The organism is Aquamicrobium sp. NLF2-7 (assembly GCF_022359935.1).
In the GTDB taxonomy this organism is placed as follows: domain Bacteria; phylum Pseudomonadota; class Alphaproteobacteria; order Rhizobiales; family Rhizobiaceae; genus Mesorhizobium; species Mesorhizobium lusatiense.
In genome coordinates this window covers 1,991,933-2,005,260 of sequence record NZ_JAKSED010000001.1, presented here as the reverse complement: position 1 = coordinate 2,005,260, position 13,328 = coordinate 1,991,933, and the positions used below count along the sequence as shown (strand labels likewise).

Genomic DNA, 13,328 nt, shown 5'->3' with positions numbered 1-13,328 from the left:
TGGCCGGGATTACGCTCCATATACCATTAACATTCCGTTGCCGGCGGGCCGGCGGGATCACCTGTCGCGATAGGCCACGAAACGGGCTGCCTGCCTGAGGATCGCGGCGTTGTCGCCAAAGGGTTCGAGCAGGCTGGATGCCTGTTCGACAAGGCCGTGAAGCTGACTGCGGGCCCAGTCCGGCCCATGCAGCGCGGCAAGCGTCGCCTTGCCGGCGGCGGCATCCTTGCCTGTCGCCTTGCCAAGCTGGCTGGCGTCGGCGGTCAGGTCGAGCAGATCGTCGGCAAGCTGGAAGGCAAGCCCGATGGCCGAGCCGAATTCGGCCAGCCGCTCGCGGTCGCCTTCGCCAGCGCCGGCCACGATGGCGCCTGCCTCGCAGGCATAGCGGAACAGTGCGCCGGTCTTCATCGCCTGCAGGCGGATGATACCGGTTTCGTCGGGTTTTTCCTGCCCGGCGGAAAGATCGAGCATCTGGCCGCCGACCATGCCGCCGGGGCCCGAGGCGCGGGCAAGGCCGCGCACCAATGCAAGGCGCGCCGCCGGCGGCACGGCTGCCGGGCCACGGTCATGGGCATCGTCGGAGAGGATATCGAAGGCCAGCGTCAGTAGCGCGTCACCGGCCAGAATGGCGGTTGCCTCGTCGAAGGCCTTGTGGACCGTCGGCTGCCCCCGGCGCATGTCGTCGTCATCCATCGCCGGCAGATCGTCATGAACCAGCGAATAGCAATGCACGCATTCGAGCGCGGCCGCCACGCGCAGGGCTTCAGGCTGACGCGCCTTCGCGCCGAACAGGGCGGCACTTTCGATGACAAGGAAGGGCCGCAGGCGCTTGCCGCCGTTGAGCGCGCCGTGGCGCATGGCATCGATCAGGCGTTCCGGGCGCACGATCTCGCCGGGCAGCGGGGTCTGATCGAGAATGCTGCGCAGCAGCGTCCCGACGGCCTGAGCGCGTTCATCGAGCAGGGTTTCGAAGCGAATTCGGGCATCGTTTTCCATGCCGGGAGCGGTAGCCGACGCGCAGACATTGCGCAAGAAGCCAACCACCTTTATGCGGGAAGGGAGAAGGCGGGAGCGGCCGGGTGTCGGAACCGATCATAGAGCAGGAGACCGAGGGGCTGGTCCATCGGCAACGGAGCAGGGCTTCTCGATCCCGGGCGAGAGGCGGTCGTCGGGGATGGATTCGCTCGTTCGTGCGGCTTGCGGTGATCATCGCACTGGTTCCGGTGGTGCTGACCCTGCTTTACCTGCCGTCCTTCGTGCATCCGGTTTCCACGCTGATGCTGAAGGACCTCGCCACGTTTTCCGGCTACGATCGCCGCTGGGTGCCGCTGGACGACATCGCGCCTGTGCTCGCCCATTCCGTGATCATGTCCGAAGACGGGCAGTTCTGCTCGCATCATGGGGTGGATCTGGGCGAATTGCGTGCGGTTGTCACCGATGCGATGTCCGGCGGCGGCGCGCGGGGCGCATCGACGATCACCATGCAGACGGTGAAGAACCTCTATCTGTGGCACAGGCCGCTCACCACTCTGCGCAAGGGCGTCGAACTGCCGCTTGCGGTCTATGTCGATCTGGTGATGTCGAAACGACGCATCATGGAAATTTATCTCAATATCGCCGAATGGGGGCCGGGCATCTATGGCATCGAGGCGGCTGCGCAGCACCATTTCGGCGTGTCCGCCTCCAAGCTGACGCGCCGGCAGGCGGCCCTTCTGGCCGTGACGCTGCCCAATCCCGAGGCCCGCAATCCGGCAAAGCCTGGTCCCGGCCTGCGCCGGCTCGCCAACCTGATAGAGCGGCGCGCGGCCCGCTCCGGCAGCTATGTCGGCTGCCTCAAATCGGCGCGCAGCTAAAAAACTTGGCTCCCCCGCTGGCCAAAAGGCTGCAGGACGTGTATAGGCACGCCACTTTCATCTGGAATTTGGCCCTGCAGGCGGCCCTTCATCAAGGGCGAAGCGGGCTGTCGAACATGAGCGGAGCATATCCATGGCCGTACCGAAGCGAAAAACCTCCCCGTCCAAGCGCGGCATGCGCCGTTCGGCCGACGCGATCAAGGCGCCGACCTATGTCGAGGACAAGAACTCCGGCGAGATGCGTCGTCCGCATCACGTCGACCTGAAGACCGGCATGTATCGCGGTCGTCAGGTTCTGACGCCGAAGGAAGGCTGATCCTTCAGGATCGGCAAGAGCTTTGAAGAGACCGCCTCCGGGCGGTCTTTTCGTTTCTGCAACCTGTCACCACCGCGTGCGCAACCCGCCACTGCCGCGCGGAGAAACGGATCCGGGCCTCAAACGGCCCAGAACTGGTCAAGCCACAGGTTCAGGCTGACGAAGCCATTGTTGCTGACACTGTAGACGCGACGGGTTCCTTCCGCCTGCGCGCTGACCAGCCCGGCGTCCAGAAGCACCTTCAGATGCTGGGAAACGGCCGGCCGCGAGACGGGAAGCCCCGATGCAAGTTCAGTAACGGTTTTCGGGCCACGCCGGAGTTCCTCCAGAATATAGCGCCGGTTCGGATCGGCAATTGCCATGAATGCATCTGCAAGCATCATGATGCTAGTAGTGCGTCAAACTTGCTTAATTCTCAACCGTCGGTTTCATTTTTTGTGCGGGGATCGAGGGTCAGGGACTGCGGCGTAATCGACCGCTCCACCGGAAGGGTGTTGAAAGCCTCACGATCCTCGATCGGGACCGGAGCCCGGCGCCTGATCCGCAGCATGGTGTAGCCCGCGATCAGTAGGTGGGCGAGCGCGGTGGTGAGGAACAGGCCCTCCGGTCGCCACCATTCCATCATGCCCGCCGCCAGCATGGGGCCGATCATGGTGCCGAAGCCGTAGAGAATCAGCAGCCCGCCGGATACCTTGACGAACTCCTCGGCCTTTGCGTGGTCGTTGGCGTGGGCGACCGCAATCGAATAGAGCGTGTAGGCGAAGGCGCCATAGGCGGCGGTCATGATCAGCACGAAAATGCCGGAGCGTGGCTGGACCAGAAAGATCAGCACGGCCACGATCGTGCCGCCAAGCGAGGCGGCAGCCAGAACATAACGGCGGTCGGTGCGGTCGGAGAGGCGGCCGGCCGGAAGCTGCATGAAGGCGCCGGCAATGACCACGAGGCTCATCATCAGCGCGATCTCGGCGGTGGAAACGCCGATGCGTGCGCCGTAGACGGCGCCGAGCGTTCCCCATGCGCCATTGGCCACGCCGACCAGAAGGCAGGCCAGCGCCGACACCGGCGAGTTGGCGTAAAGCCCCTTCAGGTCGAGCGACACGTCCTGCAAAGGCTGCGGGTGCGAGGCGGTGGAGACTGCCGTGGGAATGAGCGACAGGCAGAAGAAGATGCCGGTGATCATGAACAGCGAGGCCGAGCCGACATCGCCCGCGGCGACGATCATCTGCCCGCCCATGATCGAGGCATAGGTGACCATCATATAGAGGCCGAAGACGGTGCCACGGTTCTCGTTGGTGGATTTTTCGTTCAGCCAGCTCTCGATGACCATGAACGCGCCGGCCATGACGAAGCCGGTGAAGGCACGCAGCGTGATCCAAGCTGCCTCGTTGATGACGAGGCCGGTGAGCAGGGCGATGATGGCGCCGCAGGCGGCGAAGGTGCCGAAGGCGCGCACATGGCCGGCGCGGCGCACGATGCGCGGGGCAAAATAGCAGCCAAGCACGAAGCCGGCCGCCCATGCCGTGCCGATCAGGCCGAGCGAGGTGGTCGAAAAACCTTCCATCTGACCGCGCAGGGGCAGAAGAAGACCATGCAGACCGGATGCGGCCAGGAGAAAGGCCGTGCCGCGCAGGAGGGACAGGATCGGTCTGTAGGCTGCAAGCATCTGGCGGGTCCGGCGTCGAATCAGGTCTGCTGGGTATCTCGGCAGATTGTTTCAGGCTTTTCGGTGGCCGTCTCCCCGGTTGGCGACCATCCCGCGTCGCGATGTGCTGCTTTTCGCCGCCTGTCAGCTGCGGCGAAAGAGCGCCTCGGCTGCCGAGCGGGTCGATCCTCTGCTGTGCAGCTCTGTCTCGACGCGTGTGATCTCGCCGCGCAGCATGTCGATGCGCGCCCGCAGATCGTCAATCGAGAGCCGGCTCAGATCCTGGCCGATTTCATGAGGGGCGTTTTTTTTCGCCGGTTCGTCGTCGAAGATCGCCATGGTCGTTCCCCGGAAATCCTTTTGTGTACGGCATCGACAGTTTGCCTGCGCCGTCAATCCGAATAGATAGAAGCATAGATAGGGCAGGTGTCCTGTGCAAACAGGGCTGTCAGAGACGGGAAAGGAAGACGTCGCATGACAAGGACCGAAAATTTGCCGGAAACCATGACGGCAGTCGCCATTTCGGAACCGGGCGGGCCGGCCGTGCTCAAGCCGGAGCGGCGTGCTTTGCCGCAGCCGGGGCCGGGTGAAATCCTGATCCGCGTGCGTGCCGCCGGCGTGAACCGGCCTGACATCGCTCAGCGCAGCGGTTCCTATCCGCCGCCTCCGGGCGCTTCCGACCTACCGGGGCTGGAGGTGGCCGGCGAGGTGGCGGCACTTGGAGAAGGTGCTGCGCGCTGGCGGGTTGGTGATCAGGTGTGCGCGCTGACGCCGGGCGGCGGATATGCCGAATATGTGAAAGTCCACGCCAGCCATGCCTTGCCGGTGCCCTCAGGCTTTACCTTCACCGAGGCTGCTGCCGTGCCGGAGACCTATTTCACGGTCTGGCACAACGTTTTCGAGCGTGGCGGCCTTCAATCCGGCGAGACACTGCTGGTGCATGGCGGCACCTCCGGCATCGGCACGACGGCTATCCAGCTTGCCACCGCACGGGGATCGCAGGTGATCGTCACCGCCGGTTCGGCAGAAAAATGCGAGAGCTGTGTGAAGCTTGGCGCGGTGCGCGCGGTAAACTATCGCGAAGAGGATTTCGTCAAGGTCGTCAGGGAGGTCACGGACGGCAAGGGCGTCAACGTCATTCTGGACATGGTGGGAGGCGAATATGTCGACCGCAACTACATGGCGGCAGCCGAGGAGGGCCGCATCGTGCAGATCGCCGTGCAGGGCGGCATGACTGCGACGGCCAATTTCGCCCGGCTGATGGCCAAGCGGCTGGTGCATACCGGCTCCACGCTCAGGCCGCGCAGCGACGAGTTCAAGGGCAGGATCGCGCAGGCGCTGGAGGCGGAGGTCTGGCCGCTTCTTGCCAGTCGCCGTGTCGCGCCGGTAATGGACATGATCTTCCCGCTTCGGGAGGCCTGGCGCGCGCATGAGCGGCTGGAAAGCGGCGAGGCGATCGGCAAGATCGTTCTCGACGTCGCATGAGTGAAAGGTTCGCTTAACCTTTCGTTTATGCTGCAATGCACAAACGCATTGCCGCTATGCAAAAGCGTCTGTTCAATAATTGGGCAGGACAGCCTATCTGGAGGGCATCGAATTCATACACCCTTAGGAGGCAAACATGAACCTGATCCAATCTTACAAGAACTGGCGCCGTTACAACGAAACCGTTCGTGCGCTGAACCGCCTGAACACCCGCGAGCTCAAGGATCTCGGCATCAACCGCGCCGACATTCCTTCGGTTGCCCGCGCAGCTCTCTAAGTCTGAGAGCGCCCAAGCAGAGCTGATGTCTGGCACTTGAGAAAGTGCCTCCGGCTCCGAGCCCGCTGGACCTTGTCCGGCGGGTTTTGTTTTTGTGCCTGCCAGATGTGCACTATGTTGCACTGCACATAATAAGATCATTTCGAGCCTGTCGGCCTGTGGCCTTCTCGACATCGGCAGTATCTCCCCCTTATCTGTCCTCCATGGAATCGGGCAAGGACGACACAATCGCGGTGCGAATCGCAAAGGCTCTGGCCGAGCGCATCATTTCGGGTGCGATCGAGCCGGGTGCGCGTTTGCGTCAGGACCATGTTGCGGAGGAGTTCGGTGCCAGCCATGTGCCGGTGCGCGAGGCGTTCCGGCGGCTGGAGGCGCAGGGCCTTGCCGTGAGCGAGGCGCGCCGGGGTGTGCGGGTCGCGGCTTTCGACCTCGATGAGGTGAAAGAGGTGGCGGAGATGCGCGCTGCCCTTGAGGTTCTTGCGCTGAAGCATGCGGCACCGCATCTGACGGCCGCGATCCTCGACAAGGCCGAGGAGGCGACGCACGCCGGCGACCGCTCGCGCGATGTGCGCTCATGGGAAGAGGCCAACCGCACCTTCCACCGCCTGATCCTGACGCCCTGCGGCATGCCCCGCCTGCTGGCTGCCATAGACGATCTTCATGCCGCCAGCGCCCGCTTCCTGTTTGCTGCATGGCGTTCGGAGTGGGAAACCCGCACCGACCACGATCACCGGGCAATCCTCAGCGCCCTGCGGCAGGGGCAGGTGGATACGGCGGCCTCCATTCTTGCCCGGCATGTCCAGTGGATCGGCCAGCGCCCGGTGCGCATGCAGTCCGGTGCCACCCGCGAGGCTTTCACAATCGTCGGCTGACGTTGCCGCCGAGGGAAAAGACGAATCGGTGGTCCGTGTCGCGGGTGCCGTTTTGAGCCCGCGCTTGGATGCGTTGTGTGCGCATGGCGGGCGACGCCCCTGAACCAGCCGTTGAAATCAAAATGAAATTTCGGATTCTGCGTGGGTTTTTCCAGCGCCGGAGAGCCGGTTTTTGTCTGGCCGGATCAAAAGCACTTGCCTCCTGCCTGAAAATATGGATTCGATAATAGATCAGAATCGAAAATTATCTATAATTTGGAGAATGCCTGTGTCGCAATCAGAAATCCCCGCCGTAACGCCCTCCCTCAGCCCGCTTCGCCTGCAGGAGCGACCCCTGCTGTGGCAGGTGGCCGCTATTGCCATCGGTACGCTGCTGCTCGCGCTGTCGTCGCGGATCGAGGTGCCGATGATTCCGGTGCCGATCACCATGCAGACCTTCGCGGTCACGCTGGTCGGTGCGCTTTACGGCTGGCGGCTTGGCGCGCTCACCATTCTGGCATGGCTTGGCGAAGCGGCCATCGGCATGCCGGTGCTGGCCGGAGGCTCGGGCGGCCTGGCGCCTTTCGTCGGTCCGACTGCCGGCTATCTGGTCTCGTTCCCGATCGTTGCCGCCCTTGTCGGCTGGCTGGTCGAGCGCGGCTGGAACGGGGATCGCGTGTTCATGGCCTTCGCGGCCATGCTGATCGGCAACGGTCTGTGCCTTGTCATCGGCGCGCTGTGGCTGGCCGGCCTCGTTGGGTTTGAAAAGGCGGTGGCGCTTGGCGTCACGCCCTTCATCGTCGGCGGCGTGCTGAAGTCGGCCCTCGCTGCCGCCACGCTGCGTTTGTTCCCCCGCGCAAAGACGGAGCAGCAGGCTTCGTGACCATCAGGCTGAGGGCGCATCACCTTCTGTGCATGCTCACCTATGTCGGCAAGGGGTACACCCCTGCCTTCACAGCCAATTATGACGTGATCGCCGGGCGGCTGAGCCGTGGCGAAGACATCGTGATCGTGGAGGGGCCGGACGATGTCTGCGCCCCTCTGCTGTCAGAGCCGGAAGCGCATTGTTTCAACACAAGCGTTCTGGAACGGGATGCGCAGGCGGCCCGCGATGTCGGAGATCTGCTTGGCCGGCGTATCGGTGCCGGCGAACGGATCGCACCGGACACGATCTTGCTGGAAAAGCTGCGGTCGGGTTTTGCCGCCGGGCTGACGCGCACTGCCTGTGCGGGGTGCGAATGGGCCGGATTGTGCACAGCCATCGTTGGTGATGCCTATGCCGGCGTGAAGGTTGGCGGGCCGCCCTGCTGACGGCCCGCCTTTCTGGAAATCAGTTCAGTGCGGCGACGTTGCCGAGCCGCAGGAACAGGGTCTCGCCGGACGAATCGGCGACGCCATCATTGTCGGTGACGACGAAGGCTTCGCCGTTCTTGTCGACGGTGAAGCCTTCCACCTTGTCGAGCACATAGCCGTTGGTGGCCGCCCTGAGGTCAGGCACCAGATCGCGCACCAGCGTCTTTTCCACCAGCGGCAGGTCGCCGCCCAGTTCCGCCGGCTTAAAGCCGTCGAGGGCCACGCTGTAGATGCGCTTCACCCTGGCTGCATCGCCGATCAGATTGTCGCGCTCGACGATGTAGAGCTTGCCGTCATGGGCGGTGATTTCCGACAGGCCGATCCAGCCGCTTTCGGCCTTCTCCAGCGGATAGCGCACGGCCGACCATTCCTTTGCCTTCGGCTTGTAGGCGAGCAGTTTCACTTCACCCTTCGGATCGTCACCCCATTCGCGCTGCACGGCGGCGATCAGCGTCAGCTCATCGCCTTCGCCAATAGTGGTGATGCCTTCGAGACCGTAGCGGGTCTGGTGCGCGACCAGCTCGGCCGGCAAGGCGATTTCCTGTTTGATCTCGCCTTTGGCGTCGACGCGGAAGATGGCATGCGGGACGAGTTTGGCGACGTCGCCTTCATTGGCCAGCCAGAACCCGCCTTCGCCGTCCGAAGCAATGCCTTCGAGGTCGAGCTTCTGGGCCGGGTTGCCGCCGCGCGTGATCACGGTCTTGCTTGTGATGCGGGCCGGGGACTGGGTGGCATCGATGGTGAAGATCGCCGGTTGCGCGCCATAGACCGAATCGGAGACGGCATAGAGCTTGCCGGGCGTCTCAGGATCGGCGGCCAGGCCCGACAGCGCACCCCAGCCGATCGGCAGGCCGTTGGCGTCGTTTTCGGACTGGATCATCGGGTAGACCGGCTGGCCTTCGGCGCGCTCGAAGATCATCACATGCGAGCGGGCGCCGCCATCCTCGACCAGATCGGTTTCGTTGGCGGTGACGAAGAGGTTGCGGGCGGGAATGGCCAGCAGGCCTTCCGGACCGATGCCGGAGGGCAGCGCCTGGAGGAATTTCGGCTCCGCGCTGGTGTCCTCATAGACGCCGACCAGCGAGGCGCGCTCGGCGCCGACGAAGATCAGCTTCTGATCGCCATAGGCGCCGGCTTCCATGCCTTCGGGCTCGATGCCCTTCTTGTTGCGGTGCTCGGGATAATGGCCGAGCTGCGCTGCGATGTACTCGAAGCTGGCTGCGGATTCGTAGAGCACTTCGCCCGTCTTCGAGAAGATGGTGAAGCCGCGCGAGCCGCCTTTGTAGTCGCCCTCATTGGCGATGACGAGGCGGTCGTTGTCGAGCCACTGCACGGCGTCCGGCTCGCGTGGGGCGTTCTCGATCTTGCCGGTGAAGGAGAGCTTGCCGTCCTTTTTGGTGTCGACGTTTTCCAGCGAAACCGATCCGGCCGAAAAATGCGAGACGATCTCGCCGGTTTCGGCTTTCACGATGGCGATGTGGTTGTTCTCCTGCAGGGTCACGGCGATCTCGCCGGCCTCGTTGAAGTCGACGAATTCAGGTTCGGCATCTTCCGGCGCGATTTCGGCAAGGCCGTTCAGGTCGACGGTGCGGATGGTGGCGCAATCCGGTGCGCCATCCTTCAGCGAGACGATCTTGAGATTGCCGGCGGGAAGCTGCGGAAGTTCGCCGTCATTGAGGTCCTCGTCGCGCTCGTTCTCGATGGCGACGGCGAGGAAGCGGCCATCCTTGCTCACCGCCACCGAATCCGGCTGGCCGCCGAGATCGCAGGATGCTTCGATCGTCTTCGAGGCGATGTCGATGACCGTCAGGTTTCCGGAAGGCTCGGTGTAGCTCTTCGAGGTGTTGACGCCGGCCAGAACCCTGTTGCCGATGACGGCGACGGAGGTGGGCTCGCCGTCGATCCTGACGATGCCGCCGGCCTTCGGGGCTTTCGGGTCGGTAATGTCGATGAAGCCGACGGCGCCCAGCGGGCTGTCGGAATAGACGAGCGTGTTGCCGTCTTCAGTGGCGGTGATAATCTCGGAGGATGTCGCGGTTGCCGGATCGGTGCCTTCGGGCAAGTTGGAGGCAACCGGGAACGTGGCGATGCGGTTGAAGACCTGATCGGCGTGAGCCGGCAGGGAAACGGATGCGGCAAGTGCGACCATGGCCGCGACAAGTGACGAACGGGTGCGCATGAGATCTCTTTCCCTCATGAGAAGAATGCGCATTCCCTTTGTGCCATCGGTATTTCAGCCCGATGACGGTTTCGCGACACAAGCATGACGTTCCGGAGCGTGCTTCTTTCGGCCCGGATTTTCTTGCTCTCGGGCTCGAACGCGGTTATAGGAAAGCGGATTTTCCCTTTTTCGGTGGCTTGTAAAACCACCGCCCGCGTAACGGGACGCGGGCGAACGAGAGGATTTTATTCGATGGCAAATACGCTTCTCATGCCGAAGGCGACCGCCGTCTGGCTGGTCGACAACACCGCGCTTTCCTTCGACCAGATCGCCCAGTTCTGCGGCTTGCATCCGCTCGAAGTGAAGGCGATCGCCGATGGCGAATCGGCGCAGGGCATCAAGGGCATGGACCCGGTGATCACCGGCCAGCTCAGCCGCGAGGAGATCGCGCGCGGCGAGCAGGACCAGAACCATCGCCTGAAGCTTTCCGAGCCGAAGGTGCGGGTGCCCGAGACCAAGCGCAAGGGTCCGCGCTATACGCCGCTGTCCAAGCGTCAGGATCGTCCCAACGCGATCCTTTGGCTGGTGCGCAACCATCCCGAGCTGAAGGATGCGCAGATTTCGCGTCTGGTCGGAACCACCAAGTCGACCATCGAGCAGATCCGCAACCGCAGCCACTGGAATGCGGCCAATCTGGTGCCGATGGATCCGGTGACGCTGGGGCTGACCTCGCAGATCGACCTCGACATCGAGGTGCAGCGCGCTTCCCGCAACCGCGAGGTTCAGCCCACCGGTGATACGCTGCTGCCGGCTTCGCTCACCGAGCGCCTCGACCCGCGGGCCGATGCACCACGCGACGAGGATGCGGAGCTGGACGCGGATGCCGTGTTCGCCAAGCTCTCGGCGCTGAAGGGTGCGGAGCCGGAAGAGGACGACGAGGAATAAGCCTCGCCTCGATATTTATTCAAAAAGCGCGGGCCTGACCCGCGCTTTTTTGTTGCGGTTTCAGCGGCGGATCAGCCGGGTGACGGCAATGCCGCAAACCATCGAGGCGACGAAGATCAGTGCGGCGGGTTCGCCCAGTCCGAGCGCCGGGATCGAGCCGCCGGGGCAGAAACCGGCGATGCCCCAGCCGACGCCGAACAGGCCGGCGCCTGCCAGCAGCGGCAGGTCGATCTCTTTGCGGGCCGGCAGGTGGAAGCTGGTGTCGCAAAGCGGCGCCGGGTTTTTCAGAACCAGCCGGTAGCCGATTGCCGTGACGATGAGCGCGCCGCCCATGACGAAGGCGAGCGAGGGATCCCATGTTCCGGCAACATCGAAGAAATTCAGCACCTTGGCCGGATTGATCATGCCGGAAAGCGCGATGCCGGTTCCGAAGACGAGGCCGATCAGCAGGGCGGTGATCATGCGCGACATCACAGCCCTCCCACAATGTGACGCACCACAGAGACGGTGATGCCGGTCGTCGCCATGAAGGTCAGCGTGGCGGCGATGGAGCGCGCGGACAGGCGCGCCATGCCGCACACGCCGTGACCGGAGGTGCAGCCGGAGCCGAAGGTAACGCCGACACCGACGATCAGGCCGCTGACGATCAGCCAGGGTGTCGGCGTGGCGCTGGCAAAGGCAATGTCATGTCCGGTCAGCGCGATGATGAGTGCAGGTGCGGCGATCGCGCCGGCAAGGAAGGCAGCGCGCCAGCCCCAGTCGGCGGCCACAGGTGGCAGGATGCCGCCGATGATGCCCGATATTCCGGCGATCCGGCCATGCAGGGCCATGAGCAGCACAGCGGCCAGGCCGATCAGCGCACCTCCGGCAAGGGATGTCAGGGGCGTGAATTCGGTCATCGCCTGCAGGCCTTTCCGTTGGTGGAGCAGCCCAGCATGCAATAAGCGGGGCAGAAGCGCAGGAGGCCGGTGACGATAAGGACAAGGCCGACGATGACCGACAGCCACGTCCACAGTGCGCTTTCAAAGAATGCCCAGCCGGACACGAAGGGCAGGGCAACGAGCAGCAGACCGGCGACGATCCTGACGATGCGCTCCGGGGCTCCGATATTGGCGGTCATGGAGTGTTCTCCTGTGAAACGGCCACTGCCCTATTTGCAGAACAGGGCATGCATGGTGTGGATGAAGGTCGCGATGCGAGGGTCGGCAAGCCGGTAGAAAACCTGCTTGCCTTCCTTGCGGCTGGCAACGAGACCGGCCTCGCGCAATTCGGCGAGCTGCTGCGACAGGCCCGGCTGACGGATGCCGAGCAGGTCCTCGAGCTCGCGAACCGAATGCTCGCCATCGACAAGCGCGCAGCACACCATCAGCCGGTCCGGGTTGGACACCTTCTTCAGGAAGGTGGACGCCTCGTCGACATGGGCGCGAAGATTGGCGGCCTCGCAGGACAGCTTTTCCGATGTGGTCATGTCCGGTGTCACCCCCATGGTGCGCCCTTGAGCAGGTCGAGCGGAATCTTCAGGTAGCGGGTGCCGTTGGCCTCCGGCTCGGGAAGACGCCCCCCATTGGTGTTCACCTGCAGGGCGTGCAGGATCAGCTTCGGCATGGGCAGGGTGGCGTCGCGCGCCTCGCGGGCGGCCACATAGTCGGCCTCGGTCAGATATTTCGACATGTGGCTGTTTTTCGCCTTCTGCTCGGCCACGGTCGATTCCCACAGCGGTTCGCGACCGCCCGGCTGGTAGTCGTGGCCGGTGAAGATGCGGGTGTCGTCGGGCAGGGCAAGGATCGCCTGGATCGACGCCCACAGGGCCGCAGCGCTGCCGCCGGGAAAATCGGCGCGGGCGGTGCCGCTGTCGGGCATGAACAGCGTGTCATGCACGAAGGCCGCATCACCGATGACATAGGTGATGGAGGCGAGCGTATGGCCGGGCGAGAACATCACGCGTGCGGGGATCGAGCCGACCATGAAGGTGTCGCCGTCGGCAAGCAGCCGGTCCCACTGCGAGCCGTCGGCCGGAAAATCGGGCCAGTTGTAGAAACCCTTCCAGAGCTTCTGGACGTCGACCACCTTTTCGCCGATGGCCGTCGGGGCGCCGGTCTTCTGCTTCAGATAGTGCGCGGCCGAGAAATGGTCGGCATGGGGGTGGGTGTCGAGGATCCATTCGACCGTGAGGCCCTTTTCCTGCACGAAATCCAGGATTCGGTCGGCATTGGTGGAGGCGGTCTGCCCGGACTTTTCATCGTAGTCATAGACCGGGTCGATGATGGCGCATTTGCCGGTGGCCGGGTCGGCGACGACATATTGCACCGACCATGTGCGCGGATCGAAGAATGCGGTGACATCCGGTTTCTGGCTCATGCGATGTTTCCTCTGGCTTGCCGGATGGTTCATCCGGTCACATCTTAATATTTGCATAAATACGATTGCAAAAAAACGCAATCGTTA

The 13,328-nt window shown here is 63.7% G+C and carries 18 protein-coding genes; 8 read left to right on the top strand and 10 right to left on the bottom strand.

Going from position 1 to position 13,328, the window contains the following annotated elements; translation table 11 throughout:
- Positions 1-57: 57 nt before the first annotated feature.
- Complete coding sequence (locus tag MIC97_RS09975; protein WP_239801090.1) at positions 58-996, bottom strand: polyprenyl synthetase family protein; 939 nt, start codon at positions 994-996, stop codon at positions 58-60.
- 83 nt (positions 997-1,079) lie between these two features.
- Between MIC97_RS09975 and mtgA the strand changes: the two genes are divergently transcribed.
- The gene (mtgA, locus tag MIC97_RS09970; RefSeq protein WP_239799886.1) at positions 1,080-1,853 is read left to right on the top strand and encodes a monofunctional biosynthetic peptidoglycan transglycosylase; all 774 of its coding nucleotides are present in this window, start codon (positions 1,080-1,082) and stop codon (positions 1,851-1,853) included.
- 133 nt (positions 1,854-1,986) lie between these two features.
- Positions 1,987-2,169, top strand: a complete 183-nt coding sequence (gene rpmF / locus MIC97_RS09965; RefSeq protein WP_183825218.1) for a 50S ribosomal protein L32 — start codon at positions 1,987-1,989, stop codon at positions 2,167-2,169.
- Positions 2,170-2,288: 119 nt separating this feature from the next.
- Here rpmF and MIC97_RS09960 read toward each other — a convergent pair whose 3' ends face one another.
- From MIC97_RS09960 to MIC97_RS09950, 3 genes are all read right to left on the bottom strand, one after another.
- A complete protein-coding gene (locus MIC97_RS09960) occupies positions 2,289-2,552 on the bottom strand; it encodes a metalloregulator ArsR/SmtB family transcription factor (protein ID WP_183825215.1) in 264 nt (87 codons plus the stop codon).
- Between the two features lie 32 nt (positions 2,553-2,584).
- Positions 2,585-3,832, bottom strand: a complete 1,248-nt coding sequence (locus MIC97_RS09955) for an MFS transporter (protein ID WP_183825212.1) — start codon at positions 3,830-3,832, stop codon at positions 2,585-2,587.
- 123 nt (positions 3,833-3,955) lie between these two features.
- The gene (locus tag MIC97_RS09950) at positions 3,956-4,150 is read right to left on the bottom strand and encodes a DUF1192 domain-containing protein (RefSeq protein WP_239799885.1); all 195 of its coding nucleotides are present in this window, start codon (positions 4,148-4,150) and stop codon (positions 3,956-3,958) included.
- Between the two features lie 135 nt (positions 4,151-4,285).
- On the opposite strand from MIC97_RS09950, the gene MIC97_RS09945 reads away from it, so the two are divergent.
- The 5 genes from MIC97_RS09945 (at position 4,286) to MIC97_RS09925 (ending at position 7,735) form a co-directional block, all read left to right on the top strand.
- The gene (locus MIC97_RS09945) at positions 4,286-5,296 is read left to right on the top strand and encodes an NAD(P)H-quinone oxidoreductase (protein WP_239799884.1); all 1,011 of its coding nucleotides are present in this window, start codon (positions 4,286-4,288) and stop codon (positions 5,294-5,296) included.
- 136 nt (positions 5,297-5,432) lie between these two features.
- Positions 5,433-5,573, top strand: coding sequence for a DUF1127 domain-containing protein (locus MIC97_RS09940; protein WP_183825203.1), 141 nt, complete (start codon positions 5,433-5,435; stop codon positions 5,571-5,573).
- Positions 5,574-5,776: 203 nt separating this feature from the next.
- Entirely contained in the window at positions 5,777-6,445 is a 669-nt protein-coding gene (locus tag MIC97_RS09935; RefSeq protein ID WP_183825200.1) for a GntR family transcriptional regulator, read from the top strand.
- 268 nt (positions 6,446-6,713) lie between these two features.
- Complete coding sequence (locus MIC97_RS09930) at positions 6,714-7,307, top strand: biotin transporter BioY (RefSeq protein WP_239799883.1); 594 nt, start codon at positions 6,714-6,716, stop codon at positions 7,305-7,307.
- Positions 7,304-7,735 carry a DUF1284 domain-containing protein gene (locus tag MIC97_RS09925; RefSeq protein WP_239799882.1) on the top strand — a complete coding sequence of 144 codons (432 nt, stop codon included), beginning with the start codon at positions 7,304-7,306 and terminating at the stop codon, positions 7,733-7,735. Before MIC97_RS09930 ends, MIC97_RS09925 begins: the two co-directional genes overlap by 4 nt.
- Positions 7,736-7,754: 19 nt before the next feature.
- Here the strand turns inward: MIC97_RS09925 and MIC97_RS09920 are convergent, their stop codons facing one another.
- On the bottom strand, positions 7,755-9,956 hold the full coding sequence (locus MIC97_RS09920) for an esterase-like activity of phytase family protein (RefSeq protein WP_239799881.1): 2,202 nt from the start codon (positions 9,954-9,956) through the stop codon (positions 7,755-7,757).
- Between the two features lie 234 nt (positions 9,957-10,190).
- Between MIC97_RS09920 and MIC97_RS09915 the strand changes: the two genes are divergently transcribed.
- Positions 10,191-10,883, top strand: coding sequence for a DUF1013 domain-containing protein (locus MIC97_RS09915; protein WP_239799880.1), 693 nt, complete (start codon positions 10,191-10,193; stop codon positions 10,881-10,883).
- Between the two features lie 60 nt (positions 10,884-10,943).
- Here the strand turns inward: MIC97_RS09915 and MIC97_RS09910 are convergent, their stop codons facing one another.
- The 5 genes from MIC97_RS09910 to MIC97_RS09890 are packed head-to-tail and all read right to left on the bottom strand — an operon-like array spanning position 10,944 to position 13,241.
- Complete coding sequence (locus MIC97_RS09910; RefSeq protein ID WP_239799879.1) at positions 10,944-11,354, bottom strand: DUF6691 family protein; 411 nt, start codon at positions 11,352-11,354, stop codon at positions 10,944-10,946.
- Positions 11,354-11,782, bottom strand: coding sequence for a YeeE/YedE family protein (locus tag MIC97_RS09905; protein ID WP_239799878.1), 429 nt, complete (start codon positions 11,780-11,782; stop codon positions 11,354-11,356). The genes MIC97_RS09910 and MIC97_RS09905 overlap by 1 nt, the downstream gene beginning before the upstream one ends.
- Positions 11,779-12,003 (bottom strand): DUF2892 domain-containing protein, encoded by a 225-nt coding sequence (locus tag MIC97_RS09900; RefSeq protein WP_239799877.1) that lies wholly within the window; start codon positions 12,001-12,003, stop codon positions 11,779-11,781. The genes MIC97_RS09905 and MIC97_RS09900 overlap by 4 nt, the downstream gene beginning before the upstream one ends.
- Positions 12,004-12,033: 30 nt before the next feature.
- Positions 12,034-12,351 carry a metalloregulator ArsR/SmtB family transcription factor gene (locus tag MIC97_RS09895; protein ID WP_239799876.1) on the bottom strand — a complete coding sequence of 106 codons (318 nt, stop codon included), beginning with the start codon at positions 12,349-12,351 and terminating at the stop codon, positions 12,034-12,036.
- Between the two features lie 8 nt (positions 12,352-12,359).
- A complete protein-coding gene (locus MIC97_RS09890) occupies positions 12,360-13,241 on the bottom strand; it encodes an MBL fold metallo-hydrolase (RefSeq protein ID WP_239799875.1) in 882 nt (293 codons plus the stop codon).
- Positions 13,242-13,328: the final 87 nt, after the last annotated feature.